Here is a 26,633-nt window from a genome sequence, read left to right as displayed (position 1 = left end):
TTGCTGGGAATCCCGCCTCGGCGGGCGGGGGAGGACGTCATGTCGGGAGGCTCCACTTCGCCTCGATCCAGATCCGGCCGCCGTCGACCACCGTCGTGGTGACCACGTCGCCGTCGGACCGGGGTTCGGCGAGCACCGGTTCGGCGGCCGCGGCCACGAGGCTGACCGTGACGGCGTCGCCGGAGCCAGCCACCGTCACCCGCACCGTGCCGGTGGCGGTGGCCAGGGCGGTGACCGCGGGCTCGGTGAGCTTGCGCCGCACCTCCCTGGGGATCGCCGGGCGCTTGCCGTACTCGGCGAAGCGCACCGAAACCCCTTGCCGCTCGGCCAGTTCTATGCAGGCCCGGAGCTCGTGCAGCAGCGGATCCGGGGTGGAGGCGTCCTCGGCGAACAGGCGGCGCATCTTCGCCGCCTCCACCGAGCACCGCCGGCGGACCGACACGTCGCCCGGGTCGAGGGCGCCCGAGCCCAGGCCGTCGAGCAGCGGAACGGTCGTGCCTTCCAGGTCGGCGTAGCGGTTCTTGCGGTCTTGGTGCAGCTGCCGCGCCACTTCTTCGGCGGTCCGCAGCTGCTCCTCCTCCCTGGCGGCCCGGGCCGAGGACACCGCGAGCGCGCGCAGCACCGCGGCGATCAAACCCATCGCGGTCTGGTAGCTGAGGATCAGCACGGTCGCGTTCACCGCGTCGGAGAACGAGGTCGCCGCGTTCCCGGCGAGCCCGACCTGCACGAAGGTCATCACGTACTGGGCGACGAGCGTCAGGGTGAAGGTCGGGATCCGGCAGTCGAGCAGGAGCAGCGCCACCGTCCAGCCGGCGTCCCCTTCGGACCAGTGCGCGAAACCGAGCAGGTGCTCGGGCCGCACCGACGCGGTCCCGGCCGCGGACAACGCGAACACCAGCGCCAGCAGCGGCCAGCGCCACCGGCCGATCGGCCGCTGCCTGCGCAGGCTGACCAGCACGACCAGGGTCACCGCGAGGAACCCGGCGAAGGCGAGGAACTGGGTGGGCGCGGAGCGGTAGCCGTCCAGGTTCGCCAGCAGCTTCGGCAGGTCGAGCAGGCACAGGATGACGAGGTTCATCACCACCACGGCCCACTGCATGCCCTGCTGGAACTTCGTGGCGATGATCTCGGCGTCGCCCCCGGCGTCCTCCGCCGCCCCGAGCGGGCACGTCATCCGCACCCGGGTTCCGCCGCCGGGGCTGCTGATCACCTGCGCGCTCCCGCCCGTCCGGCGCATCCGCTCCACGAGCGAGCCGGTCACGCCGTAGCGGTGGCCGGAGATCCGGTCCGGGTCGAATCCGCGCCCGGCGTCCACGACCTCCACGACGACGCTGTCGCCGTGCTGCGCAACGGCCACGTCGGCCCGGTCGACCCCGGCGTGCCGGACGACGTTGGTCAGCGCTTCCCGCGTGCCGTGGCAGAGCGCGGCCGCTTCCACCGCGGGCACCACCAGCTCGTCGGGCGCGGTCAGCCGGACCCGCAGCGGTGTCCTGGTGATGGTCTCCCGCAGCATGCCGACGAGATCGACCTCGCCATCGGACACCTCGGACCGGCCGCGGATCACCTCCAGATCCCGTTTCGCCTGCTCCGCAAGCCAGATCTGCCGCTCGGCCACCACCCCGGCGCCGACCATCAGCAGCGTGGCCGACGCGGTGTCGTGCAGGGCCGCGAGGTGTTCGCGCTCGTCGGTGCGCCGCGCCTCGGCGACCGCCGACCGGCGGCGCACCCGCTCGCCGCGGGCGACGATCTGGTCGGCGGTCCGGGCGCCGCGCCGGACCAGCAGGTAGAGCCCCCAGGACAGGCCGGCTTCCATGAACATCCACAGGTGGATCGGCGCGGCCGTCAGCCAGTGCTCGGGCAGCGAGAGCGCCGTCCCGGCCAGGTGCGCGGCGGTGATCACGGCGGTCGCCGCGCCCAACGCCCCCGCGCCGAGCTGCCAGGGGTAGGCGACCACGGTGATCGCCGCGGCGACCCGGACCCAGCTGGTGCCCTCCGGGCTGGGCGCGGTGGGCGTCGTCCAGACCTGGGTGAGGCAGATCGCGCACATCACCAGCACGTCGACGGCGACCGGCCAGCGCGCGGCAGAGCGGGACATCCGGGCGGCGTACCACGCGTTCCACGCGTTGAGCGCCAGCACGATGAAGATGGCCCAGCCGGGTTTCCGCTCGTTCTCCAGCACCAGCGAGGCCCCGCTCGCCACGGCGATCACGACGAAGCGCAGCCACACGGCGTAGCGGAGTCCCAGCCGGACGAGCCCGCGTTCCGCCGATCCCATCAGCCCGGGAACACCTGCCCGGCCAGTGCCGGGTCGAGCACGGCGCCGGTCGGGAACAGCGCGAGCACCGACGCGGGCACGCCGTGCGTCGGCCGGTTTCCGTAACCGAGCGCGGAAACCGCCTCGTCGCCCGGGATCGGGTACTTCATCCCCGCGTCGGTGATCAGGTACACCGCCCCGGCGGGCACGCCCGGGGCCGGTTCCTCGGCGACGACCGCGCCGGACCCGCCCGGCACGTACACCTCCGCGGCGGTGTCCGGGGTGGGCGCGGTCACCGGGACGACTTTTTCCCCGCCCCGCAGGGGAAGCGCCTGGCCGATCGTGACGCGCTCGCCGGTGGCGCACACCGTCGGCGCGCGGCCGGGCTTGACGGGCTCCGGACGCCGGTCGGGGTAGCCGTCCTGGCGTTCCGGCGATCGCGGCACGCCGCCGATGTCGGCGGTGGCGACCTCCACCCGGTGCGGGCGCCCGCCGGGGTAGGCGGCGGTGTTCTCCGGCGCGCCGAGCAGCAGGTCCGCCTCGGTCTCGGTGATCACGGCCAGGCCGTCGCGCCGCACCAGGTAGTACTCGCCGACCTCGGACACCAGCACCTGCCCGACCGGGCGGGTCTCGGACCCGACCCGGATGCCGGGCTTGCCCGCGTCCGGCACCGCGATGGTGGCCAGATCCCGGCCCGCCGGAAGGGTGTTCAGCCACGCGGGCGCCACCGGGACCTCCTCGGCCGCCGCGTAGCCGAGCGCGACCACGGCGCGCTCACCGCCCAGCCGGTACCGGTGCCCGCCGGTCACCAGGAAGCGCTCGCCGGAGGGCAGGCGGGCCAGCAGCGCCTGCTCCTCGCGGAGTTCCGCGCCCGCGCCGCTCGGTCCTAACAGGACGGTGGTGATCGGGGCCTCGCCGCTCGGCCGGTCGGGCACGACGCGGGTGCAGGCCGTCCAGGCGCCGGTCAGCAGGCGATCGCCGCCCGGCAGCGAATCCGGCGCGCCCGCGATGCCGACCGCGGCGCCGCGGGGCGCGCCGCTGAGCGCTTTCGCGGACACCGTCACGGTTTTGCCGCCGTCGCCACCCGCGAGCAGCCGTGCCGAGGCGTAGTTGAGTGCCGGGTGCAGCAGGCCGTCCTGACCGAGGACGAACCGCGTTCCGGTCTCCTTCTCGATGATCACCTGGCCGCCCTGGCGCCACGCCTCCGCGCGCGTCGGGGCGAGCAGGCCGATGACGCCGAACACGGCACCCACCAGCAGCGCGACCGCCAGGCCGAGCGCCGTGCCGAGGACGACCCGCTTGGCGGGCGCGACCGGATGGTTGGCGTCGGCGGAGACGAGCGCGGATACCAGTCGTCGGCGGAGGAACCGGTATGCCTGGATCTGATCCCGCTGCGTCCACACCGTGCGACCCCCGCATGGAATTCCCGACGAGCCAAATTTGTCGGGGTGGATCTTACTCAGCGGTACGATCTTTTGTATACGAACTGGGTAACACTCGCCAAGTTCCGGGCGACATACCGAAAAGGCTTCTTCCCGGAAATGGCGGCGATCAGGACCCGCGCGCCGCCGCGACCTGTTCGAGGATCCGGTCGAAGACCCGGCGCAGCAGGTCCGGGTCGGGGCGCGGCAGGCCGGACAGCGCGCTCAGGTAGAGGCCGTCGCCGACCAGGCGGACGGTCTCGGCCAGCACCGGGTCGCCGATGTAGTCGGTGAGCAGTTCGGACCAGCGGCTGAAGACTCTGGCCAGCACCTCGGTGCCGTCGTCGGTGAGACCTTCGCCGCTGCGCAGGGCCGCGATGACCGACCAGTAGAGCGCCGCTTCCTCGTCCGACTCGGGAAGCGAGGTCTGCAGGAAGTACCGGACGACGTCCACGCCTTCCCGGGTGGCCTGGGCGAATTCGGCCTCGGCGTCCTCGTCGATCCGCCGCGTCAGCCCCTGGAGCATCGCCTGCTTGGAGCGGAAGTGGTAGAGCAGGCCGCCCTTCGACACGCCCGCCTCGGCGGCGACCGATTCGAGAGTCACCGCCGCGGTGCCCTGGCGGATCAGGATCCGCTGGAGCGCGTCGAGGATGCGGTCGCGGGTGCTGGTGGCTGCCATGGGTGGCACTGTACCGTCCGGACGGTTACTATACCGTCCAGACGGTACAGTCGAAACGAGTAGAAAATGTTAAAGCTGAATTCGCCTCAGATTTCCCGCAAGCAGTGGACGGCGCTGGCCGCCCTCCTCCTCCCGGTCTTGTTGATCTCGGTCGACAACACGGTGCTGAGCTTCGCCCTCCCGCACATCAGCGAGGAGCTGCGGCCCACCGGCGGACAACTGCTGTGGATCGTCGACATCTACTCGCTGATGCTGGCCGGCCTGCTGGTGACGATGGGCACGCTCGGCGACCGGATCGGCCGCCGCAGGCTGCTGCTGATCGGCGCGACCGGCTTCGGCCTCGCCTCTGCGCTGGCGGCCTTCGCGCCCACCGCCGAGCTGCTCATCGCGGCTCGCGCGCTGCTGGGCATCGCCGGCGCGACGCTGATGCCTTCGACGCTGTCGCTGATCCGCAACATCTTCACCGACCCGCGCGCCCGGACCACCGCGATCGCGGCCTGGACCGCGACCTTCGCCGGCGGCTCCGCCTTCGGCCCGCTGCTCGGCGGGCTGCTGCTGGAGCACTTCTGGTGGGGCTCGGTGTTCCTGATCAACCTGCCGGTGATGGTCCTGCTGCTGATCGTCGGCCCGCTGGTGATCCCGGAGTCGCGCAATCCGGCGCCCGGCCGCTACGACCTGGCCAGTGCGGGCCTGTCGCTGCTGGCGATGCTGGCGCTGGTCCTCGGCATCAAGGAGTTCGCCGGCGGCGGCGCCCTGGCGCTGCCCGCGGTGGCGGTCGCGGCGATCGCCGGTTACGCGTTCGTGCGCAGGCAGCGCAGGCTGGACGCCCCGATGCTGGACCTGGCCCTGTTCCGCAACCCGCGGTTCAGCGTCGCGGTCACCAGCAACCTGCTGGCGGTGTTCGTGATGGTCGGCGGGCTGTTCTTCATGACCCAGTACCTGCAACTCGTGCTGGGCATGAGCCCGCTGCGCGCGGGTCTCGCGCTGCTGCCGGGCATCGCGCTGTCGGTGCTCGGGTCGCTGGTGGCGGTCCGGCTGATCCGCCGGGTCCGGCTGGCCGAGCTGCTGGGCGCGGCGATACTGGCGACCGCGTTCGGCTACCTGCTGATGGTGCTGCTGCCCGCGGAGGGCGGCACCTGGCTGGTGGTCGTGGCGTTCATGGTGGTCGGCCTCGGCGCGGGCATCACCGAGACGGCGACCAACGACACCATCATGAACAGCGTCGCCCCCGAGAACGCGGGCGCGGCCTCGGCGATCTCGGAGACCGGCTACGAGCTGGGCGCCGCGATGGGCACGGCGATCCTCGGCAGCGTCCTGACCGCGGCCTACCGCGGCCGCGTCGACGTCGCGGGCGTCCCGGAATTCATAGTGGACACGGTCCGGGACACGCTGGGCGGCGCGCTGTCGGCGGCTGCCGAGCTGCCGGTGGAGCAGGGCATCGCGCTGCGCGAGTCGGCGGCGCACGCCTTCACCTTCGGCGTGCACATCACGAGCGCGGTCGGCGCGGTGATCCTCGCCTACGCGGCGGTCCAAGCGTGGTGGGTCCTCACCCGCCGCTGAGGACGACCGAAAGTCCAACGGTTCGGCAGGCGACGGGCCCGTGAGTGCTTGGGGTTGCCATAGCGAGTGACCTTTTGTTGCATCACCGCTATGCAGGTACTGCGGGCGGCACGCTTCGGCAGTTTCTCATCCGTGGGTGGTTCCCCACCTATAAGCGAGGGGCTGCGTCCTCATCCCGTCGACCTGGCGTAGCCCGATAGGGCAGTGTCAAGGGGAATCGCTCCGGTCCTCGGTGAGGGTTGGTGGGGTCTGCCCCTTGATGCTGTCTGGTAGCCCTCGTGGAGGTCGACGGCATGAGGACCTCCCCGAGCGGACCGCAGCGTGCGGGCTCCGCTTCATCCCGGAAGGCTGCCGGGGTCTGGGGGCGGCGAGCACCCCAGCTCGCTTGTCCGGCCGCGGCCGCCGCATCAGGGATCGTTCCGCTATTTGGAATTGATCTCCCAAGATATGAGCTCCTAGCGTTACGCTCTCTGCCTGTTGGTACTCGGCAGAAAGGCGCAGCTCGTGATCGAGGCGATGGCACTTCCAACGCCCTACCAGGTCAGGTTCCGGGCCGGGGAGAATGAGGGGATCGCTGACACGCTCAAGGGCGGGATCGGCGGTTCGGCCGGGATGCGGCCGCATGAGCTGTTGGAGGCATCGGTGGCATCTTGTATGACGATCTCGGCGCGGATGGCGTTGGCGGATCTCGGTGTCACGGAGGCCAAGGTGGAGGTCCGCGTCTACCTGGAGCGTGAAGAGTCGACAACGCGGTTTCGGTACGAGCTTGCCCTTGACCCGGAGCTCGAGGCACACCGGTCGGCGGTCGTCGCGCGCATTGAGTGTTCACCAGTGCGGAGCACCCTGAGCAAGCAACTGCTCTTTGAGCCTGCCCAGTACTCCGGCCGTAGATCGTGATCTTCATGGTTCTTGGCGTGATTGTCGCTGGTAGTGGGCTTTCTGGGCTCGATACTGATGTCTTCTCCGCCAGCGTGAACAGCGAAGGACGCGCAGAATGTCGGCTGCGGGCGTGATGACGATGTTGGTGTAGAGGTGACGGATTTCGTTGAGTGTCAAGGGAATCAGCCCTGTGCTGTTGGGTCTGGAAGGCGCAGTGACCGTCACGATCGCGAGGAAGACGTGGGCGAGCAGCACGAGGGGTTGTCCAGCGGTACCAGGACGTCCAGGTGCGGGCCTGGTGTTCGTCCAGCCCGGTTTGGCCTTTTGAGGTCTGGAAGGATTCCTCGACGGTCCACCGACGGCCGGCGACGCGTACCAGCGTGGCCAGAGGCACTGGCCCGGGCGCGTAGCAGCGGTAGTAGGCCAGTTCGCCGGTGCGGCGGTTACGCCGGGCCAGTAGCCACCGATGACCGGCGGGCTCGCCCTCGCCCTCGCCACCAGCCAGGGTGATCCAGGCCCAGTCGTAGAACCGGTGTCCTTTCGCGCCTTTGCCGGCGGACAGGCGTTGCCAGGCCCGTTTCGGCAGCCCCGCGACCAGTCCGTCGGCCCGATGTGTGCCGGTGGCCGTGATGACGCGATGATCGCAGGCCGCAGCCAGGACATACCCGATCTGCCGCTGCTCCAGCTCGCTGCGGCCGCCCTGCCTTCCAGCGCCCCCACCAGCCAAGATCACGAAGCCCGGCTGGAGTACTAGCCGGTGAAGCTGGACACCACGGCAGCCGCGATGCTCAGCACCACGGCGAGCAGCAGTGCCCTCGCAACGGACAATCCCGGGACGACTCGATGACGGCTGGCCCGGCCGAAGGGAACGGGAAGCACGATGCCCGGCCAGCCGACCCGGTTGCTGCGGAAGACCGGATACAACGCATGTGTCAGCCGGTTCCGCACCCGGCGCAGGCTGGGGCGGATCACGATCCGGCCCAGGTGCAGTTGCAGGAGTGCGTGGCGGCGGAACGCGACGAAATGCGGCGTCCAGTCACGGTCGAAGTAGATCAGCCCGTGGATCTGCTCCTTATTCCGGACAGAGCGTTTGCGCGGGTCGGCGGGCAGACCCGCGCGGAAGTACATGTGGGTGCGCTCCCGGAATCGCGCGTATTCCTCGCGGTTGAGCGGGACGAGGACCACCAGTCGTTCCGGTGGCATCAGCGAAGTCGCCTGCGCGAACTCCCACCGCAGACCCTCGCTGTGTCCCGCCGAGATCAGCACGAGCGAGGCACCGTGCATCAGATTGAGTACTTCGGCTTGCCACCGATGGAGATCCGGGCCGGGATCCGGTTCCGGCGGAACGTAGATGTGCGCGGGTCCCAGCGCGGGCAGCGGGTTACCGGGATTCCCGATCGCGACGAACGTGCCGAAACGACGGACCGCGGTGGCCAGTTCCTCGAGATACGAGCCTCCGGAGCCCAGAGCGGCCATGAGCGACCGGAACGGAGCATGCCGTTCGAGCAGGGCGTCATGGGCGAACGACCGGAGATACAGCACCGGCGGGGCATAGCTGGTGCGCAACACCTCGCGCCCGTCCGCGGCGAGATGTTTCTTCCCCCGCATCGCCAGCCGGGCGCCGACCGCACTGCAAACCAGGAACAGCGGGATGGAGAACACATTCAGGAACAGCATTCCGGGAAACACAACTCCCAGCGCGAGCACGCCGCATGCCACACCCAGGGCCCGGTAGCGCCATCCGAGATCGCGGCGTGGCCCGGATTTCGGCCCGGCCCTCCGGGTGCCCGGTGTCCAGTACCGTTGGGGTTCAAGGTGTTCGCCCCGTTCGGCGCTGTACCCGCTCCAGCCGAGGAAGGGCACCATGCCGGTCGCGGAGTCGATCCATCCGGGAGCCAGACCCCACTCCCCGGCACGCGCGGTGACGGCCTCGCGCACCTTCCGCACCACCGTTTCCGCCGGGACCTTCTCTTTTTTCTTCTGCCTGTCCGTGGGCCGGTACTTGCGCTCCACCGACGCGATCATCGCTCTCAGCCGCTTCGCTCGCCGAGTGCCCGTCAACGGCAGCGACATTCCCCACCAGATGGCGGCGGCAGCGGACACGAAGACCTCGGGGAACAGGGGCAGGCCGGTCGCTTTCGACGCCCACTGCCAGACTGCCATCGTGAGCACTGTGAGCGGGAGCAGCGCCCAGGTGACCCATGTGAGGAGCTCGCGTCCTGGGTAGCTGAGCAGGAATCCCGCGGACACCAGTCTGCGCCGCAAGCCGGCGGCGGTCTCGGTCCGGGTGAACGCCCTGGTCAGCGAGTGCAGGTTCGCATGGCTCGGCAACAGCTCGAGTACCTGCCGCTGCACGGGATCCTGAACACGCTGCCCGGCGTCGGGTCGGGGACGGAATTCGGTGGGATCGCCGGGATGGACGGTGACCGCAACCGAATCCACCAGGCCCGCCAGCGCGGTCTCGACGACCCGGTACGAATAACCGGACACCGCGGCCACGTCGTAGGGCCCCAACGAAGGTGCCGTGCGAGCGAGCGCCCTGGACTGCGCCCAGAAGTAGGCGCCCACCCGGACGGCCGATACCGCGCAGAGCAGGACGGCATACACGGCCAGGTACGGCCCGGCCTCGATCGCTTCCGGCGTAAACCCCATGCGAACTCCACCATGCGCATCGTGTCCGGTGGATCCGGCGGACGATTCCGGTGTCCCCACACCGAAGTATTCGTGGTCGAGTCCCCAGAACTCGATACCGGTCCCCGCGACGGCTCGGCAGCCTACCGGCTCCGGCCCGGCCACGAACACCGAACCCGGCCGTCATCCGGGAAAATACCTTGCGGCGTAAAATATTCGGTGGCCGGATGATCTTCCGGCCTCCGACACACGGTTTCCGGCCGCGGTCTGGTTCACCGAGTTCGCCGAGAAGTCCGCCGATTCACCCGTTTGCGGGACCAGCGTCCTGATACTCCAACCGTAGATCGCAAGTTCACTGTTCCTGGTCCGTGGCCGCGCCCGTCTTCGCCGGCCTCACCTGCCAAGATCACGAAGTCCGGCTGGAGTACTAGTTGTGGTGTCCCGGGACGTTGGTTGCACGAGGTCGTCGTCCAGGGTGAGTTGGACGGGGTAGTCGTCGGCCGGTTCGGGAGGCCGGTCGATGGTGATCATGGGCTACCGTGCCGGTCATGAACACGGGCGACTGGTTGGTCGACACCCGAACCTCGTACGACACGGTCGCGGCCAGCTATGCGGACCAGGTGCGTGACGCCATCGCCGGTCACCAGTACCTTCGCGCGGCGCTGGCGTTGTTCGCTGACAGCGTGCGGGCCGCTGGCCGTGGGCCGGTCGCGGACGTCGGCTGCGGCCCCGGACATGTCACTGCTCACCTGCGCGATCTCGGTGTCGACGCCTTCGGCATCGATCTCTCCCCCGGGATGATCGACGTGGCCCGGCGCGACCACCCCGGCCTGCGGGTCGAAGTGGGTTCGAGCGGCTGGTGACTTCAGAAGCTCAATCGTAGTGGAACAAAAGGACACTCCCCATGGCAACCCAAAGCACTCACGGCCTCAATGGAGTTCGAACGGGCAGCGAGCGACAGCTCTGGCCTTGACGTCCTCGGGCAGCTCCTCGGCAGCCAGCAGGCCGGGCAGCAGCTCGGGTTGCGTGGTCAGGGCCCGGAACACCATGCCGACCGTCACGTCGTGATCGGGGTGGGCCACGCCCCGCACGCTAATCGCCCCGGCATCGCACCTTCAATCCGTTTTCCGGCCGCCGGGAACGGGAAAGCCCGGCACCGGGGGATTTCCGGTGCCGGGCTTTGCCTCGGTGGTTACTGCGTTGCGGCGTTCTGCGGGGTGTTCTGCTGCTCGTCGCCGAGCTTCATGCCCTTCGTTTCGGGCAGGAGCCAGAACGTGATCAGCGTGATCACCCCCAGGGAGATCGCGTAGATGTTGAACCAGCCCGACATGTCCAGCTCCGACAGGTACGTCTGGACGTAGGGCGCGGTGCCGCCGAACAGGCCCACCGTCAGCGCGTACGGCACGGCCAGGCCGAGCGCCCGGATACCGGTCGGGAACAGTTCCGCCGTGATCGCCGGGCCGATCGCGTTGAGCACGCCGTTGAGCACCACGCCGATGGACATCGCGACGAACAGCTGCCAGACCTCGCCCTGGATCAGCATGTTCAGCGGGTAGAACAGCACCAGGTACACCGGCCAGACGATTAGCAGCAGTCGCCGGCGGCCGATCCGGTCCGACAGCCAGCCCCAGACCGGCATCGACGCGATGTAGAGCGCCGTCGCCGCCGCGCCCGCCAGCATCGCGCCGGTCGGGTCGGTGTGCCGCTGCGAGATGGCGAACGTCGGGGCGTTGATGGCCCAGACGTAGTAGACGATGGTGCCGCCGACGTTGATGCCCACCACCCACAGCATCGGCTTGATGTTCGCCCGCAGCATCCGCAGGGTCGACCGCTTCGGCCGGGCCTCCTTCGCGGCCGGCTCGGCGTCCGCCGCGGCCTTGAAGATGTCGGTCTCGGTGAACTGCTTGCGGAGCACCAAGGCGTACAACCCGAGGAAACCGCCCAGCACGAACGGGATCCGCCAGCCGAAACTCGCCATCTGCTCGGGGCTGAGCAGCGCGGAGAGCGCTGCGCCGAGCGCCATGGAGAACAACGTCCCGATGCCGCCGGACACGTAGATCACGCTGGACCACAGGCCCCGGCGCTCCGGAGGCGCGATCTCCGCGAGGTAGGTCTGCACCGACGGCAGCTCGCCGCCGTGCGCCAGGCCTTGCGCCAGCCGGGCCAGCACCAGGATCGTCGGCGCGAGCAGCCCGACCTGGTCCGCGGTCGGGCACAACGCGATGACGAAGCACGACCCCGCCGACAGCCCGATGCTCAGCGTCATCACCGGCTTGCGGCCGACCCGGTCGGCCATCCAACCGAAGAACATCCCGCCGATCGGCCGCGCCACGAACCCGATGGCGAACACCGCGAGCGTCTTGAGCAGGTCGGATCCGGTGCTGCCGCTGTGGAAGAACTGGGAGGCGAAGAACACCGAGTACGCGGCGTAGACGCCCCAGTCGTACCACTCGATGGCGTTGCCGAGGCCGAGCCCGATCAGGACCTTGCGCCGCGACAGGGGAGCAGTGGGCGCGCTCATGCACACAACCTTTCCGCGGCGAGGCCCGCCAGCAGTGCGGATGCCCGGCCGAGCACCGAGCTGTCGAATCGGGCCAGCGGCGAGTGGTTCGCCGGCGCCTTCCCCGGTTCCACCCCCGGCACGTGCGCGCCGAGGAAGAGCAGCACGCCGGGAACTTCCTGCAGCACCCGGGAGAAGTCCTCGGATCCCTGCGACGGGTGCTCCGCGGCGTGGTAGTGCTCTTCGCCGAACAGCTCGCGGGCGACGCCGCCGACGTACTCGGCTTCGGCGGCGTCGTTGACGGTCGCCGGATAGCCCGCGGTCAGCGTGACGTCCACCTCGACGCCGTGCGCCGCCGCGATCCCCCGCAGGTACCGGCCGAACACCTCGCGCAGCTCGGGTCCGGCGTCGGGATCGACGGCCCGGACGGTGGCCTCGAAGGACGCGGTGTCCGGGATGATGTTGGCGGTGGTGCCCGCGCGCAGCACCCCGACCGTGACGATGACCGGGGAGAACACGTTGAACGAGCGGGTCACCGCGGTCTGCAGCGCGCCGACCATCTCGGCGGCGGCCACGATCGGATCCCTTGCCTCGTAAGGAGTCGCGCCGTGCCCGCCGGTACCGCGCACCGTGACTTCGAGGGTGTAGGACGCGAACAGCGTGACGCCGGCCCGGCCGGAGATCAGGCCGGCGGGCAGCCGGTGCGGCACGACGTGCAGGGCGTAGGCGTGGTCGGGGCGGCGGCCCGCCGCGTCGAGCACGCCCTCCTCGATCATGACGCGTGCGCCGTCGTAACCTTCCTCGCCCGGCTGGAACATGAACACGACATCGCCGGCCAGCCGGTCGCGGTGCGCGCTCAGCAGCCGGGCCGCGCCGATCAGGCCCGCGGTGTGCAGGTCGTGGCCGCAGGCGTGCATCGCGCCGTTGGTGGCCGCGAATTCCTCGCCGGAGCGCTCCTCGACGGGCAGCGCGTCCATGTCCCCGCGCAGCAGCACGGTGGTCCGCCCGCCCGGGGCGGGCTCGGAGCCGGTGCCGCGCAGCACGGCGGTCACCGAGGTCGTCCCGGTGCCGGTGCTGATCTCCAGCGGTAGCCCGCGCAGTTCGTCCAGCACCCGCTCCTGGGTGCGCGGCAGGTGCAGGCCGACCTCGGGCTCCCGGTGCAGCGCCTCGCGCACCCTGGCCAGGTCGGGCTGCAACGCCCGGGCGTCATCCAACAGATCCAACGTCGTGAACCTCTCTCAACCTCTCGTCCAGCTGGTCTAGAGTTTGAGCGCGCAGGCGGAGCAACAAGATCATCCGCTGGATGCGCTCACCCACGGCACATCGAGAGCGGAAACGTGCATCAGGACTTCTCGGAAAGCGACTTGGCGCTCATCCACGCCCTGCAGCTCCAGCCCCGCGCGCCCTGGACCTCGCTGGCGCCCGTGCTGGGCGCGTCGCCGACGGCGTTGGCGCAGCGCTGGGCCCGGCTCCGCGCGGCGGGGATGGCGTGGATCACGGCGTATCCGGTGCACGGCGTGTTCTCCGGCGGCGCGATGGTGGCGCTGGTCGAGATGAACTGCATCCCGGGCGCGGTGGACGACGTCGCCGCGAAGCTGGAGCGGATGCCCCGCGTGCACAACCTCGAACACGCCGCCCAGGGGCGGGACCTGATGCTGACGGTCTCCGCCGGTTCGTTCGGCAAGCTGTCGGCGCTGCTGCTGGACGAGCTGCCGAAGCTGCCCGGCGTGGCGTCGCTGCGCTCCCACATCGGCGCCCGGATGCACATCGAGGGCAGCCAGTGGCAGCTGGACGCGCTGGACCGGGAGCAGCGCGAGGAGATCCAGCGCGCCGGCCGCGCCGAGCAGGGCAGGCCCAGCGAACCGATCTACCTGCGGTCCGACGTCTACGCGCCGCTGGTGTCCGCCCTGGCGCACGACGGCCGGGCCACGGCCGCCGAACTCGCCACCCAGCTGGGCCGGCCGACCTCCACGGTCCGCCGCCAGCTGTCCGCGCTGTTGCGCTCCCGGACGCTGAGGCTGCGCTGCGAAGTCGCTCAGCTGCACACCCGATGGCCCATGCCGGTGATCTGGTGGTGCCGGCTGCCGGGCAGCGCGCTGGCCGCGACCGTGGCCCGGTTGCGCGAGGATTCGCGGGTGCGGTTGTGCATGTCGGTGACGGGTTCGGCGAACCTGGTGGTGAACGCGTGGACGGCGGACATGGGCGACCTGATGAACATGCAGGACAGCCTCGAACGGCTGTTGCCCGCAGGGGGAATCGTGAACAGCTCGGTGATCCTGCGGACCCGGAAGCGGGTGGGCTGGCTGATGCACCCGGACGGCCGCTGCACGGGCGAGGTCATCCCGCTCCCCGGGCCGCTGTCGGGAGAGCCCGAGGTTGATCGTCCGAAGTAGACGGATCGGGGAAACCGGACGGAGCGGAGGAAGGCGAGCAGCAGCCACGGCCGACGCCCCCAGACGATCGCCCGGCCGGTGAGCGCCGCCCGGACCTTGCCGATCCAGCCGAAGAGGATCAGCATCAGCCCGGCCGGCTGGAAGAACACGCGCACGTCGACTTCGCGCGCCGAGGCCGTGGCGGTCATCCGGCCGTCGTGCGCGGTCAGGACGACCGGCGAGGTGTAGCGGGAGCGGAACTCCACGGCGACGCGATCCCGGCGGACGGGTTCGTGGCGTCGTGACAATGGCGTGGCCTGACCGGGGTGTTCTTCCGCCATCGCAAGGGTTTCGGGGTCGAGGTGTCCCCGGCGCGTGGGCCGGGGACACCGGGCGCCTACTCCGCTTCGCCGGTGTAGGCGGCCGTCGTCCGGTCCGCCATGGCCTGGGCCTCGTTCGGGTCCGCACCGCCGGCGATGTTCGCGTCGCCCCACCGCTGGCTGCTGAGCACCGTGAATTCCTTGGCGTGCTCGGATGTTTCCCAGGTGGCGGTGAAGCCCTTCGGCGGCTCGCAGCGCTCGATGGTCCCGTTCGCGTTGCCTTCGACCTGGTACTCGCCGCCGAAGCGCAGCTCGCCGGAGACCGGCGAGAACCACTTCGCGATGCGCTCGGGATCGGTGACCGCGCCCCACACGTCGTCGACATCGGCGCGGAAGGTCTGGCTCATGGTCGTGGCGTGCGCGGCATTCCCGTTGAGCTGCGCCTTGCCGACCTTCCGCCGCACGAAGTCGATCTGCTGGGAGACGTCGAGCATGGGCTTCTCCTTCGCGGTGGTGCCGTGGAATGGGCGGCCGGGCCTCGGCCGAGTCCTGTCGTCAGCATTCCAGGGAGGGCGAAGCCGCCCCGCTCGTGTGCGGCGCGAGTGAGCACGCCGACATTCGGGCCTGACCTGGGCGGAAAGGAGTGCCGTCAGGCGGTCAGGCCGTCGATCGTCACCGGCAGGTGGCGGGGGCCGCGCAGGATCGGGCTCGGCCGGTACGGCGGCGGGTCTTCGACCAGCTGCGGGTCGCGCAGCCTGCGGGCGAGTTCGGTCAGCGCGATCTGGGTTTCCAGCCGGGCGAGCGGGGCGCCGAAGCAGGCGTGCACGCCGGAGCCGAAGCCGAGGTGCTGGTTGTCCTCGCGCTTCGGGTCGAAGCGGTCCGGATCGGGGAAGCGCGCCGGATCCCGGTTGCCCGAGGCCAGCAGCAGCCACACCGGCGCCCCCTTGGGGATGACGCTGCCCGCGACCTCGACGTCGGTCAACGTCGTGCGCTGGGGCAGTATCTGCACCGGGGGCTCGTAGCGCAGCAGCTCCTCCACGGCGCGGGCCGCCGCCATCGGCTCGGTCCGCAGCAGTTCCAGCACGGCCGGTTTCCGCAGCATCGTGAGCATCCCGTTGGTGATCAGGTTGACGGTGGTCTCGTGCCCGGCGATCAGCAGCAGGACCGCGTTGGTGATCACCTCCAGCAGGGACATCCGCCCTTCCGGCCCCTCGTCGGTGATCCACGCGGACAGCATGTCGTCGCCCGGGTGGCGGCGGTGCTCCTCGATCAGCGCCGCCAGGTACTGCCCGAGTTCGAGGCGGCCCTGGCGCACCGCGTGCCGCTGCGCCTCCTGGTCCTCGGCCGGGCTGAGCCCGGCGACCACCACGTCGACCAGCCGCCGGAAGTGCGGCTCGTCCTCCCGCGGCACGCCCAGGAGCTGGCAGATCACCGCGACGGGGAAGGGGTAGGCGAAGTCGTCGACCACGTCGAAGCGGTCCCGGCCGTCGAGCCCGTCGATCAGCCCGGTCACGGTCCCGGCGAGGTCGCCGCGCATGTCGTGGATGCGCCGCGGGCTGTGCGGGGGACCGAACGGGCGCATCGCCAGGCGGCGCAGCCGGTCGTGCTCGGGCGGGTCCAGCCGGATGAAGCTGGGCGGCAGCATCCCCTCGTCGTCCGGTGTCGTGCCGACCAGCGGATCGGCGCCGGGGGCGAGGTTGCGGGCGTCGGAGCTGATCCGGGGGTCCTGCAGCAGGTTCCGGATCTCCCAGTAGGTGGTGACGAGGTGGATGCCGCTGTCGTCGCGCACCACCGGCGTGCCGCGGAGCTCGGCGTAGACCGGGTACGGATCGGCGCGGACGGCTTGGTCGGTGATCCGCCGCACGAGGCTGGTCGTGTGCATGGACGCGCTCCTCGGAGTCAGGCGCGGGCCGGTGTGAAGACGACCCGCCGTTCGCTGGGCGAGTGACCGGTCAGGGTGACGGTGGGGCTGTGGGTGGGCAGCGTCGGATCCGGGAATCTGGCCGGCACCGGTCGCAGCGAGGCCGAGCGCTGGTCCACGCCGGGGAAGTCCGGCGGGAACGGCGCGGCCTGCTCGATCAGCCGCTTGTAGAAGCCCATCCACTTCCCGTGGTCGAAGCCGACCGCGGCGATGACGCGCCCCTGGTAGCCGTAGGCGGCGGCGAAGCAGTGCGCCTCCAGCGCGCCCTGCTGCACGATCAGCTCGTCCGCCATCGACGGCACCCCGACGGACTTGATGTTCACCCCGAACTGGGCCGACCAGAACGACGGCATCCAGAGGTGCGGGCGCCGCTGGGAACCGGCGCTGATCATGTTGTGCGCGGCGATCTCGGCCTGCGCCACGGCGTTGCCCCAGTGCTCCAGCGCGAGGAACTGGTATCCGAACAGCGGATGCGGGGTGCGCGCCACGTCGCCCGCGGCGAACACGTCGTCGGTGACGATGCCGTGGACGTCGAAGGCCCGGCAGCCCGCGTCGCAGGCGATGCCGCGGGGACCGGCGGCCAGGCCCGACCCCGCCAGCCAGTCGGTGTTGCGCACCGCGCCCAGCGCGACCACGGCCACTTCCGCATCCACCACGGTGCCGTCGGACAGGTGAGCGCGCTTGAGGCGGCCACCGGCATCGCCTTCCAACGCGGTCACCATGACCCCGCAGCGGAGGTCGACACCGTGCTCGCGCTGCAACTGCGCGGCCACGTCGCCGACCACGCCACCGAGCGCGCCCACCAGCGGAGCTTCGCCGCGCTCGGCGACGGTGACCTGCAGGCCCCGCTCCCGGCACGCCGAGGCGACCTCCGAGCCGGTGAAGCCGGCGCCGATGACCAGCACCCGGTTCGGCCGCCTGGCCAGCCGCCGCGCGAGCCCGGCGGTGTCCTCCCTGGTGCGCACCACGCACACGCCGTCGAGCGCGGCCTCGGTCTCGTGCGGCCACGGACGGGAGCGCCCGCCGGTGGCGATCAGCAGACGGTCGAACCCGACCTCGCCGCCGTCGGCCAGCAGGACCCGGCGGCCGTCCCGGTCGAGCCCGGTGGCGGCGACGCCGAGCCGCCACTGCGCGTCGATCGCGCGGCGGCGGGGGAGACCGGTGTCCTCCGGCAGCGACCGTCCGAGCAGCACCTGCTTGGAAAGCGGCGGCCGGTCGTATGGCTCGTGGGGCTCGTCCCCGATCAAGGTGAGCGAACCCGCGAAGCCTTCCTCGCGCAGCTGCTCCGCCGCCCGCAGACCGGCGAGCGAAGCGCCGACGATCACGATGCGGCCGTCCTCGCGCAGCGCCGCCAACTGGCTCTCAGCGGACATCGCCGCCAGCTCCCCGGCGGTCGACCAGGATCGCCTGAACCGGGCAGGCCGCGGCGGCGCGCAACACGTCGTCGCGGTGCGCCTCGTCGACGCGCGGTTGGTAGAGCAGGGCCTCTTCGCCGTGCAGCGAGAAAACTCCCGGCGCCAGGAACACGCATTGCGCGAATGCCTGGCAGCGGTTCAGGTCGACGACAATCCTCATCCCGACTCGCCCCCTCGACGTCGCAAGGCGCGTCGGCCGCATCGAGACGCCCGCGCCCCGCCTCATGCTGGCAGCGGGCCGACCACCCCGCATGACCACATTCCCCGCGGGCCCGGGTGCGGTCGACCTGCTCCGGTGCTGGTTCGGTGCGGATTCAGCGATATGATCGATGGATGGAATTCCGGCAGGTCGAGCACTTCCTCGCCGTGGTGCGCAGCGGCAGCTTCACCGCCGCCGCGCGGGAGATCCACATCGTCCAGTCGGCGCTGAGCGCTTCGGTCCGCAAGCTCGAAACCGAGCTGGGCGCACCGCTTTTCGAGCGGACCACCCGCCGCGTGGCGCTGACCGAGGCGGGCCGCGCCCTGCTGCCGGTCGCCCACCGGCTCGTCGCCGACGTGGTCGCAGCGCGCGGTGAGGTGTCCGCGGTCGTCGGCCTTTCTCGGGGCCGGGTTTCCATCGGCATGATCCAGATGCTGACGGTCGTCGACCTGCCGCGCGAACTCGGTGTGTTCCAGTCGCGCTATCCCGGGATCCGGATCCACGTCCGCGACGGCGCCGTGCCCGAACTTTCGGCGGCCGTCGCCGACGGCGAGCTCGACCTGGCCTACCTGGCCGCCGATGGGCCGCTGCCGGGCGAGCTGATCAGCTTCGCGCAGTGGACGCAGCGCATCGTCCTGGTCACCTACCCGGGACATCGGCTCGCACACCGGCGCCGGGTCCGGCTGGCGGAGATCGACGACGAGCCGTTCGTGGACTTCAGCGGGAGCGTGATGCAGGCGATGGTTCGCCGCCGGTTCGCCGACGCCGGGCTCCGGCACAACCCGGTTTGCGAGGCCACCAACGTTCCGCTGCTGATGGAGCTCGTGGCGACGGGACTGGGCATCACGATCGTCCCGCAGTCCGTCGCCGAGCGGGCCGGGCTGCCCTTCGCCCGGATCGAAGGCACCGACTTCACCAGGACGATCTACCTGGCCGGGCGGCTGCCGGAACCGACGAACCCGGCGGCGCGGGCGCTGCTGGACCACCTCACCGGCTGACGCCATGCCGACGCGCGGTTTCCACCGGGACGAGGAGGAGTCCCAGCCCGACGAGCGCGAGGACCATCGCCAGCGTCGTCCCGCCCGTGATGCCGGCGATGAACGCGAGAACCAGGGCGCGCACGGCGAAAATCCGCAGCAGCCGGGCCACGTCGGAGGACGACGTGTCCATTTTCCCTCCCAGGAAACCGAAATCCACCGAATCCGCATCAAGTGTTCCCGCCGGCGACCCATCGCGTCCAACACTTCTATTCGCTGCGATCCAGCTGTGAAATCGATCGATGACCGGGCCGTCGAGAGCGTCCGGGACGCCTGGTGGTCGAGCGGGGCGGGATGGCGTTTTCGCGCGAAACCGCCGCACTGCCACCACGCAGGACGAGCGCTAGAGCCAGCCCCGTTCGCGGGCGGTGTTGGCCGCCTCGATGCGGTTGCGGGCGCCGAGCTTGGCCATCGCCGTCGACAGGTAGTTGCGGACCGTGCCCTCGGCGAGGCTCAGGCGGCGCGCCAGCTCGGCGTTGCTCGCGCCGGTGGTGGCTTCGCGCAGGAGTTCTCGTTCCCGGTCGGTGAGCGGATCCGCGTGATCCCACGCCGCGACCGCCAATTCCGGCGCCACGACGCGTTCTCCGGCGTGCACGCGGCGCAGCGCCGCCACCAGTTCCGCGATCGGCGCGTCCTTGAGCACGTATCCCGCGACGCCGCTGTCCATCGCGCGCCGCAGGTAGCCGCTGCGGGCGAAGGTCGTGACGATGAGGACCCGCACCGGATCGCCGGCCCGCTGGAGCTCCGCGGCCACCTCGAGTCCCGTTCGCCCCGGCATTTCGATGTCGGTGAGCAGGATGTCGGGCCGGTGCCGCTCGACGGCCGCGAGCGCTTCGTCGCCGTTGCCCGCCGTCGCCACCACGCTGACGTCCGGCTGCAGGTCCAGCAGTGCGGCGAACGCGTCGAGGACCATGCCCTGGTCTTCCGCGAGCACGACCCGGATGTCCGCGCCCATCTAGGTCGCCACCCGCAACGGCACCGCGACGGTGAGCGTGGTCCCCGCCGAACCGGTGCGCTGCACCCGGCCGCCCAGCGCGGCGATCCGCTCGCGCATGCCGGACAGGCCGTTGCCCTCCGGAGCGTCGCCGCCGACGCCGTCGTCGGCGATCACCAGCTGGAGCTCGTCGTCCTGGGCCTTCAGCCCGATGTGGCAGGTCGTCGCGGCGGCGTGCCGGACGACGTTGGTCACCGCCTCGCGCAGCGCCAACGCCATTTCGTGCTCGGTGGAACCCACGATCGCCAGTTTCTCATCACGCCGCACGAAGACGTCGACGCCGAGGCTCGACAGCGCGTGGTGCGCCGCCTCCAGCTCGGAGTCGAGGCTGGCCTGCCGCCAGCCCGTGACGGCGTCGCGGATCTCGGTGAGCGCCGCCCGGGCGGTGCTTTCGATCTCGGCGGCTTCGCCGCGCGCCCGGTCGGGATCGCGGCCGATGAGCTCATTGGTGAGCGCCGCCCGCACCACGATCGCTGTCAGCGAATGGCCGAGGAGGTCGTGCAGATCGCGCGCGATGCGCTCGCGCTCCGCCAGGGTGGCCAGGTGCTCGACGCGCGCGTTCTGGCTGCGCAGTTCCGCCGCGGCGCGGTCCCGCTCGACCCAGTTGATCTGCATCGTCCCGATGGCCCACAGGAGCACCAGCGACGGGATGAGGCCGTAGAGCCGCCAGGGCATCGGCACGGTGGAGACCACGGAGAACAGGCTGACCAGCACCGACAGGCCGACGAACCAGCGCAGCGCGGTCCGCCGCGATTCGGAGACGCCCGCGAACGCCGCGGCGTAGACGAACAGCACCGCGGCGCCGGAGTTGACCGGCGTCATGGCCGCGCCGAGCACAGCGGTCGGCACGGTGCACCACCAGCGCGCGCGGGCCGGGCGGTGCCACGCCAGCAGGTACATCGGCGCGACCACGGCCATCACGGCGAACGCCAGCGCCCAGTCCACCCAGGTCGATCGCGGGTCCAAGGCCGGGCCCCAGAGCAGGTTCGCCAGGTAGACGAGGTTGATCCAGCGGGCGAGGCGTGCGCAGCTTCTCATGATCGGGCATGACGGTACGACATCGCGGCGAGCGCCGCGGTCACCGCGGTCGCGCCGAGCAGGACGAGCACATGCAGCGCGGCGCCCTCGCCGGCCAGCTGGGCGAGCGCCAGCTGCGCCAGGTGGTAGGTAGGCAGGAATTGCGCGATGTGACCGAAGAACGCGGGCAGGATCTCCAGCGGCATCCACAGGCCGGAGAGCACTGCCGACGGGAGCAGGATCGCGTTGAGGATCGCCGCGGTGGCGTTCGGTCCGGCCTGGAAACCCACCGCGAGGCCCAGCAGCGCGAACGGCAGCGCGCCGAGGATCAGCACGGCGACGACGCGCAACAGCTCGACGACCGAGACGTTCAGCGAGCCGGTGAGGGCGGCGGTGGCGGCCATGGCGAGCAGGACCCCGGCCGAGTAGGGCAGCACCGCGACCAGCTTCGCGGCCAGCGTCACGCCGATCGGGACGGCGGACACCCGCTTCGCCCGCAGCCACCCGCGCTCGCGGTCTCCCGCGACGGTGATCCCGGGGTTGGTCAACGACACCGACAGCACGGCGAAGGTCCCGAAGGTCGCCAGCATGCCGGTCCCGACCGGGACCGGGCCGGCCGGGATCCTCCCGTACAGCGAGACGAACAGGGTGAAGAACCCGACCGGCATCACGATGGAGAAGAACAGCGCGGTGGGCTCCCGGAAGATGGCCCGCAGCTCGTCCGCGACCTCGACGCCGAAGATCCTGGCGTTCATGCGGCGCTCCGTCCGGTCAGGCCGACCACGGCTTCCTCCAGGCCCGCGCCCTCGACGCGGAGATCGGTCAGTTGCGGATCTTCGGCCAGGAGCACGCGCAGCAGCGCCTCCGGGCTGCGGGTGCCCAGGCGAACGCGGTCGCCGTCGCGGCTGATCGACACGACCTCGGGCAGTTCGCGCAGCCGGGCTTGGTCGAGCGCGGTCCTCGCGGTGACCGTGCGGTTGGGCAGCCGGGACATCAGCTCCTCGGGCCGCCCGGCGGCCACGATGCGGCCGCGGTCCAGCACCACCACGCGGTCGGCGACGGCGCCGGACTCCTCGATCAGGTGCGTGGTCACCAGCACCCCGGTGCCGCGCGCGCGGCGCTCGGCCAGCACCTGCCAGAACCGCCTCCGCGCCGGCACGTCGAGGCCGGTGGTCGGCTCGTCGAGCACGAGCAACGCCGGCTCGGTCACCAGCGCCATGGCCAGCTGCAGCCGCTGCCGCTGCCCGCCGGAGAGCTTGGCCGCCCGGCGCCCGGCCAGCCCGGTCAGGTCCAGCTCGGCCATCACCGGGCCCGCCGCGGCGCGGGGGAAACCGCCGCGCACGGCGGCACCGGTGACCAGCTCGCCGACCTTCAGCGTGTTCGGGAACCCGAGCGACTGCTGCACGACGCCGAGGCGTCGCCGGGTCGCGGCGATCCGCGGATCGCCGCCGCCGACCCAGATCCGGCCGCCGTCCTGCGGGTGGAGCAGGCCGGTCACCAGGTTCACCAGGGTCGTCTTCCCGGCACCGTTCGGCCCGAGCAGCGCCACGCACTCCCCGGCACCGACGTCCAGGTCGACCCCGTCCAGGGCGCGAGTGCCGCCGTACCGGTGGCGCACCGCGCGGACCTCCAACACGTTCTCCATGACCGATGATGTTCGGCTCGCCGCGGTGTTCCGGGTAGTGAGCGGGCGTCACCGGCCAGGGGTGACAAAAGTCAGGTGTGCCGCTTCCGGCCTGGGGCGAGTCGCTCAGTGCTCGGCCGATTACTCCATGCTGTCACGGAGAGTGAGCGTATCCACATATAACGGTTTGATCTCATCCAAATGGGGTAGCTTGCGACGGCATGAAACCCCCGAATCTGCGACGCTCCGTAATCACCCTGACTGCTCTGATGATCGGCACCGGTGCCGCCGCCGCCTTCGCCCCCATGGCGGGTGCGGCCACCTCGGTGGAGGACCAGGTCGTCGCCCTGGTCAACAAGGAACGGGCCGGTGTCGGCTGCGGCGCCGTCAAGGTGGACTCCCGGCTCACCAAGGCGGCCCAGGAGCACAGCGCCGACATGGCCAAGCGCACCTACCTCGATCACACCACCCCCGACGGTGTGACCTTCACGCAGCGCATCTCGAAGGCCGGCCACCCGTCGCCGGGCGCGGAGAACATCGCCCAGGGCTACCAGGACGCCGCCGAGGTCATGGCCGGCTGGATGAAGTCCGACGGGCACAAGGCGAACATCCTGAACTGCTCCAACAAGACGATCGGCGTCGGCTTCGACACCAACGGCGACTACTGGACCCAGGACTTCGGGAGCTGAGCACCGATACGCTCGTCCGGTGATGTTGCCGCCGCCGGACGGACCGACCACGCCCTCGTTCGACGAAGTGCTCCGGCTGCGCCGGAGCACCCGGGAGTACTCCGGCGCGCCCCTGTCCGCACTGGCGGTGAGCCGGTTGCTCTGGGCCGGGCAAGGCGTCAGCGGCCCGGGACTGCGGACGGCCCCGTCTGCGGGCGGATCGTTCTTCCTGGGATTGACGCTCGTGGCGGGCGACGTCGCGGACGTGCCCGCCGGGAGCTACCGGTACGAACCGGGCGCGCACCGGCTGGTCCCGCTGGTGCGGGGCGATCTGCGCGCCCAGATCGGCGACGCGGGCATCGGCGACCAGCCTTGGCTGTCGTCCTGCGCCGCGCTCGTCCTGATCAGCGGTGACACGTCGGCGGCCCGGGCCAGGTTCGCCGACCAGCCGCCGGGAACGCGCGGTGTCGGCTACGTGCACCTCGAAGCCGGTGCCGCGGCGCAGAACATGGCCCTGCAGGCCGCTGCGGACGGCATCGGCGCGGTGCTGGTGGCCGGCTTCGACGACGACGCGCTGCGCCGGCACTGCCCGGAAGACCACGAACCGCTGGCCCTGCTGGCCATGGGGCACCCGCGCGCCCAGTAGTCCCACGCGGCCGCCCCGAAGCGACCCGCGCGGAGTTCCGCAATTTCAATGGAAATTGGACCTTCGATTTCAATGGAAATTGCGGCAGGTCTAACCCGGAAGGGTCATGGCCTCGTCGCGCCAGGTGGCCGTGCTCTTCTTCGCGGTGCGGCCGAACAGCAGTGCCGTCGGTGCGGCACCGGTGATCAGGCGGCCGACAGATCGTCTACATAGGACGTGTGGGTTAGCGGGTCGCGGCGATCGGCTCGTACTGGTGCTCGGGCCGGCCGCTGGCGCCGTACCGCAGCGTCATGACGGCCCTGCCGTCCTGCGCCAGCGCCGCCAGGTAGCGCTGCGCGGTGGCGCGGGCGATGCCCAGCTCTTCGGCGATCTCCGCCGCGGAGCGGGCGCCGCCGCCGTTGCGCAGCGCGTCGATCACGAGCTGCGATGTCAGGGTGGACTGGCCCTTCGGCGCCGCGGGCCGGTCGCCCTCGTGCAGCAGCCGCACCGCCCGGTCGATCTCCTCCTGGTCGACCGCGCCGCCGGTCACCGGCAGCCGCGAGTGGTAGCGGGCGTAGGCCGTGAGCCGGTCGGCGAGTTGTTCCGCGGTGAACGGCTTGATGAGGTAGTTCAGCGCGCCCGCTGCGAACGCGGCGCGGACGGTGGCGGGATCGGTCGCCGCGGTGAGCATGATCGTGTCGACGTCGAGCTCGGCGAGCAGCGATACCCCGGCGCAGTCGGGCAGGTAGTTGTCCAGCAGCACGAGGTCCGGGCTGTGCGTGTCGATCAGCTCCCGCGCCTGCGCCGCGGTGTGCGCGGTGCCCAGGACGCGGAATCCGGACACCCGCTCGGTGAACTCCGCGTGCACCTGCGCGACCCGGAAATCGTCCTCCACCACGACGACCCCGATCACACCGTCACCTCCTGAGTGGTTTCGAGAACATTCGGCAGCACCGCGACGAACACCGTCCCATGCGCCTCGCCGGCATCGGCCAGCCGCACGTCGCCGCCGAGGCTGCGCGCCGCCTGCCAGCACAGCGCGAGCCCCAGCCCGTTGCCGTCCTCGCCCTTCGTCGACACGCCCTCGGTGAAGATCTTCTCCCGCAACGGTTCCGGCACGCCGTCGCCGGTGTCCACAACGGACAGGTGCAGCGTCGTGCCGTCGGCGAGCAGGTCCACTTCGACGCGGGCCGGGCGGGCCGATCCCAGCCGTGCCGCGTCGATCGCGTTGTCGACCAGGTTCCCGACGACGGTCATGACCTCGACCGGGGCGACCACCGCCGACGGCACCCAGCTCGTCTCGCCGAGCTCCAGCTCGACGCCGCGTTCCGCCGCGACCGCCTTCTTTGCGGACAGGAACGCCACCAGGTAGGGATCGCGCACCGCTTCGGTCGCCGGACCGAGCCGGGCGACCGACCCGGAGGAAAGCGCCTGCACGTACTCGACCGCTTCCTGGTGCCGCCCGGTCTGGAGCAGCCCGGAGAGGGTGTGCAGCCGGTTGGTGAACTCGTGCCGCTGGGCGCGCAGCGTGTCGGTCATGCTGCGCACCGACTCCAGTTCCCGGCTGAGCGCCGCGAGATCGGTCTGGTCGCGGAGGGTCAGCACGCTGCCGAGCTCGGTGCCGCCGCGGACCACGGGGCGGTGGTTGACCACCAGCATCCGGTCGCCGGTCACGGTGATCAGGTCGTCGGCGGGCCGGCGTTCGGCGAGCACGTCCCGGAGCCGCTGGGGGATGGCCAGCTCCGCGGCCGGGGTGCCGACCTCGATGGGCGTGTCCAGCAGCCGTTCGGCCTCGCGGTTGCGCACCGAGACGCGGCCGTCGGCGTCGACGGCGAGCACGCCCTCGCGGATGCCGAAGAGCACCGCTTCGCGCTGGCGCACCAACCCAGCGAGCTCCTGCGGCTCCAGCCCTAGGGTGCGCCGCTTGAGCATGCGGGTGAGCCACGCCGCCCCGGCCACGCCGACCAGCAGCGCCCCGCCGGTGAACGCCGCGGTGTTCCCGATCAGGTGCAGGAACGCGTCGCTGATGTCCTCGGCGTCGAAGCCGACGCTCACCTGCCCGACGATCGCGCCGTCCGGGGTGCGCAGCGGGACCTTGCCCCGCGCGGAGAGGCCCAGCGTGCCCCGCTGCACGTCGACGACCTCGTGGCCGGTGAGCACCCAGCTCGGGTCGGTGCTGACCGGCTCGCCGATCTTGGCGGCGTCCGGGTGGGCCAGCCGGATGCCGTTGCGATCGGTGATGACGACGAACAGCGCGCCGGTGGCGGCGCGGGCCCGCTCGGCCTGATCGCGCACCTGCGGCAGGTCGCGACGCGCGACCGCGCCGCCCAGGTCGTTGTCGGCGGCCACCGAGCGGGCGACGGCGAGGGCGCGCTCGCCGTACTGGTCGACGAGGTTGCGGTCGAGCAGGGAGGCGACGAGGACGAAACCGATCGCGGTGACCAGGGCGATCAAGCAGATCTGGAGGGCCAGGGCCTGCCGCGCGAACCGCATCGGGCGGCGTGACATCCCTCGACT

25 protein-coding genes and 1 pseudogene are annotated in these 26,633 nt (G+C 71.1%); 8 read left to right on the top strand and 18 right to left on the bottom strand.

Annotated elements, in window-relative coordinates:
- Window positions 1-37 precede the first annotated feature (37 nt).
- The 3 genes from AB0H93_RS02330 to AB0H93_RS02320 all read right to left on the bottom strand — a co-directional run bounded on the left by AB0H93_RS02330 (window position 38) and on the right by AB0H93_RS02320 (window position 4,354).
- On the bottom strand, window positions 38-2,275 hold the full coding sequence (locus AB0H93_RS02330; RefSeq protein ID WP_358566088.1) for an ATP-binding protein: 2,238 nt from the start codon (window positions 2,273-2,275) through the stop codon (window positions 38-40).
- Window positions 2,275-3,657 (bottom strand): type VII secretion protein EccB, encoded by a 1,383-nt coding sequence (eccB, locus tag AB0H93_RS02325; RefSeq protein ID WP_358566085.1) that lies wholly within the window; start codon window positions 3,655-3,657, stop codon window positions 2,275-2,277. The genes AB0H93_RS02330 and eccB overlap by 1 nt, the downstream gene beginning before the upstream one ends.
- A 148-nt stretch (window positions 3,658-3,805) precedes the next feature.
- The gene (locus AB0H93_RS02320) at window positions 3,806-4,354 is read right to left on the bottom strand and encodes a TetR/AcrR family transcriptional regulator (protein ID WP_358566082.1); all 549 of its coding nucleotides are present in this window, start codon (window positions 4,352-4,354) and stop codon (window positions 3,806-3,808) included.
- Window positions 4,355-4,420: 66 nt separating this feature from the next.
- On the opposite strand from AB0H93_RS02320, the gene AB0H93_RS02315 reads away from it, so the two are divergent.
- Complete coding sequence (locus AB0H93_RS02315; RefSeq protein ID WP_358566080.1) at window positions 4,421-5,914, top strand: MFS transporter; 1,494 nt, start codon at window positions 4,421-4,423, stop codon at window positions 5,912-5,914.
- Window positions 5,915-6,418: 504 nt separating this feature from the next.
- Window positions 6,419-6,811, top strand: a complete 393-nt coding sequence (locus tag AB0H93_RS02310) for an OsmC family protein (RefSeq protein ID WP_358566077.1) — start codon at window positions 6,419-6,421, stop codon at window positions 6,809-6,811.
- A 732-nt stretch (window positions 6,812-7,543) separates the two neighbouring features.
- Here the strand turns inward: AB0H93_RS02310 and AB0H93_RS02305 are convergent.
- Window positions 7,544-9,589, bottom strand: coding sequence for a TIGR04222 domain-containing membrane protein (locus tag AB0H93_RS02305; RefSeq protein ID WP_358566074.1), 2,046 nt, complete (start codon window positions 9,587-9,589; stop codon window positions 7,544-7,546).
- 383 nt (window positions 9,590-9,972) lie between these two features.
- Between AB0H93_RS02305 and AB0H93_RS02300 the strand changes: the two are divergent.
- Window positions 9,973-10,275, top strand: a pseudogene (locus tag AB0H93_RS02300) (methyltransferase domain-containing protein); the annotation flags it as partial.
- A 78-nt stretch (window positions 10,276-10,353) separates the two neighbouring features.
- Here the strand turns inward: AB0H93_RS02300 and AB0H93_RS02295 are convergent.
- From AB0H93_RS02295 to AB0H93_RS02285, 3 genes are all read right to left on the bottom strand, one after another.
- On the bottom strand, window positions 10,354-10,506 hold the full coding sequence (locus tag AB0H93_RS02295; RefSeq protein ID WP_358566071.1) for a hypothetical protein: 153 nt from the start codon (window positions 10,504-10,506) through the stop codon (window positions 10,354-10,356).
- A 110-nt stretch (window positions 10,507-10,616) separates the two neighbouring features.
- On the bottom strand, window positions 10,617-11,945 hold the full coding sequence (locus AB0H93_RS02290) for an MFS transporter (protein ID WP_358566068.1): 1,329 nt from the start codon (window positions 11,943-11,945) through the stop codon (window positions 10,617-10,619).
- A complete protein-coding gene (locus tag AB0H93_RS02285; RefSeq protein WP_358566065.1) occupies window positions 11,942-13,147 on the bottom strand; it encodes a M20 family metallopeptidase in 1,206 nt (401 codons plus the stop codon). The genes AB0H93_RS02290 and AB0H93_RS02285 overlap by 4 nt, the downstream gene beginning before the upstream one ends.
- Before the next feature lie 141 nt (window positions 13,148-13,288).
- On the opposite strand from AB0H93_RS02285, the gene AB0H93_RS02280 reads away from it, so the two are divergent.
- Window positions 13,289-14,317 (top strand): Lrp/AsnC family transcriptional regulator, encoded by a 1,029-nt coding sequence (locus tag AB0H93_RS02280; protein ID WP_358566062.1) that lies wholly within the window; start codon window positions 13,289-13,291, stop codon window positions 14,315-14,317.
- Window positions 14,318-14,395: 78 nt separating this feature from the next.
- Complete coding sequence (locus AB0H93_RS02275) at window positions 14,396-14,545, top strand: hypothetical protein (RefSeq protein ID WP_358566059.1); 150 nt, start codon at window positions 14,396-14,398, stop codon at window positions 14,543-14,545.
- Window positions 14,546-14,693: 148 nt separating this feature from the next.
- Here AB0H93_RS02275 and AB0H93_RS02270 read toward each other — a convergent pair whose 3' ends face one another.
- The 4 genes from AB0H93_RS02270 to AB0H93_RS02255 all read right to left on the bottom strand — a co-directional run bounded on the left by AB0H93_RS02270 (window position 14,694) and on the right by AB0H93_RS02255 (window position 18,112).
- Complete coding sequence (locus AB0H93_RS02270) at window positions 14,694-15,110, bottom strand: SRPBCC domain-containing protein (RefSeq protein WP_358566056.1); 417 nt, start codon at window positions 15,108-15,110, stop codon at window positions 14,694-14,696.
- 155 nt (window positions 15,111-15,265) lie between these two features.
- Entirely contained in the window at window positions 15,266-16,498 is a 1,233-nt protein-coding gene (locus AB0H93_RS02265) for a cytochrome P450 (RefSeq protein ID WP_358566053.1), read from the bottom strand.
- Window positions 16,499-16,515: 17 nt separating this feature from the next.
- Window positions 16,516-17,910 (bottom strand): FAD-dependent oxidoreductase, encoded by a 1,395-nt coding sequence (locus tag AB0H93_RS02260; RefSeq protein WP_358566050.1) that lies wholly within the window; start codon window positions 17,908-17,910, stop codon window positions 16,516-16,518.
- Window positions 17,900-18,112 carry a ferredoxin gene (locus AB0H93_RS02255; protein WP_358312962.1) on the bottom strand — a complete coding sequence of 71 codons (213 nt, stop codon included), beginning with the start codon at window positions 18,110-18,112 and terminating at the stop codon, window positions 17,900-17,902. Before AB0H93_RS02255 ends, AB0H93_RS02260 begins: the two co-directional genes overlap by 11 nt.
- 173 nt (window positions 18,113-18,285) lie before the next feature.
- Here AB0H93_RS02255 and AB0H93_RS02250 point away from each other — a divergent pair, with 173 nt between their 5' ends.
- Entirely contained in the window at window positions 18,286-19,149 is an 864-nt protein-coding gene (locus AB0H93_RS02250) for a LysR family transcriptional regulator (RefSeq protein WP_358566047.1), read from the top strand.
- Here AB0H93_RS02250 and AB0H93_RS02245 read toward each other — a convergent pair.
- From AB0H93_RS02245 to AB0H93_RS02225, 5 genes are all read right to left on the bottom strand, one after another.
- Window positions 19,139-19,321 (bottom strand): hypothetical protein, encoded by a 183-nt coding sequence (locus AB0H93_RS02245; RefSeq protein WP_358566045.1) that lies wholly within the window; start codon window positions 19,319-19,321, stop codon window positions 19,139-19,141. The genes AB0H93_RS02250 and AB0H93_RS02245 overlap by 11 nt on opposite strands.
- A gap of 210 nt (window positions 19,322-19,531) precedes the next feature.
- The gene (locus AB0H93_RS02240; RefSeq protein WP_358566043.1) at window positions 19,532-20,143 is read right to left on the bottom strand and encodes a response regulator transcription factor; all 612 of its coding nucleotides are present in this window, start codon (window positions 20,141-20,143) and stop codon (window positions 19,532-19,534) included.
- Window positions 20,144-21,220: a sensor histidine kinase gene (locus AB0H93_RS02235; RefSeq protein ID WP_358566040.1), complete on the bottom strand. Its 1,077-nt coding sequence runs from the start codon at window positions 21,218-21,220 to the stop codon at window positions 20,144-20,146. It abuts the gene before it with no gap.
- Entirely contained in the window at window positions 21,217-21,954 is a 738-nt protein-coding gene (locus tag AB0H93_RS02230; protein ID WP_358566037.1) for an ABC transporter permease, read from the bottom strand. The genes AB0H93_RS02235 and AB0H93_RS02230 overlap by 4 nt, the downstream gene beginning before the upstream one ends.
- Entirely contained in the window at window positions 21,951-22,844 is an 894-nt protein-coding gene (locus AB0H93_RS02225; RefSeq protein WP_358566034.1) for an ABC transporter ATP-binding protein, read from the bottom strand. The genes AB0H93_RS02230 and AB0H93_RS02225 overlap by 4 nt, the downstream gene beginning before the upstream one ends.
- A 248-nt stretch (window positions 22,845-23,092) precedes the next feature.
- On the opposite strand from AB0H93_RS02225, the gene AB0H93_RS02220 reads away from it, so the two are divergent.
- Entirely contained in the window at window positions 23,093-23,512 is a 420-nt protein-coding gene (locus AB0H93_RS02220) for a CAP domain-containing protein (protein WP_358566031.1), read from the top strand.
- A 22-nt stretch (window positions 23,513-23,534) separates the two neighbouring features.
- Window positions 23,535-24,137, top strand: a complete 603-nt coding sequence (locus AB0H93_RS02215) for a SagB/ThcOx family dehydrogenase (RefSeq protein WP_358566886.1) — start codon at window positions 23,535-23,537, stop codon at window positions 24,135-24,137.
- Between the two features lie 223 nt (window positions 24,138-24,360).
- Here the strand turns inward: AB0H93_RS02215 and AB0H93_RS02210 are convergent, their stop codons facing one another.
- The gene (locus AB0H93_RS02210; RefSeq protein ID WP_358566028.1) at window positions 24,361-25,029 is read right to left on the bottom strand and encodes a response regulator; all 669 of its coding nucleotides are present in this window, start codon (window positions 25,027-25,029) and stop codon (window positions 24,361-24,363) included.
- A complete protein-coding gene (locus AB0H93_RS02205) occupies window positions 25,026-26,624 on the bottom strand; it encodes a sensor histidine kinase (RefSeq protein ID WP_358566025.1) in 1,599 nt (532 codons plus the stop codon). The genes AB0H93_RS02210 and AB0H93_RS02205 overlap by 4 nt, the downstream gene beginning before the upstream one ends.
- Window positions 26,625-26,633 lie beyond the last annotated feature (9 nt).

The sequence above is a fragment of the Saccharopolyspora sp. NPDC050642 genome (assembly GCF_040654735.1).
GTDB classification, from domain to species: domain Bacteria; phylum Actinomycetota; class Actinomycetes; order Mycobacteriales; family Pseudonocardiaceae; genus Saccharopolyspora; species Saccharopolyspora elongata.
This window is presented reverse-complemented; position numbering and strand designations above follow the sequence as displayed.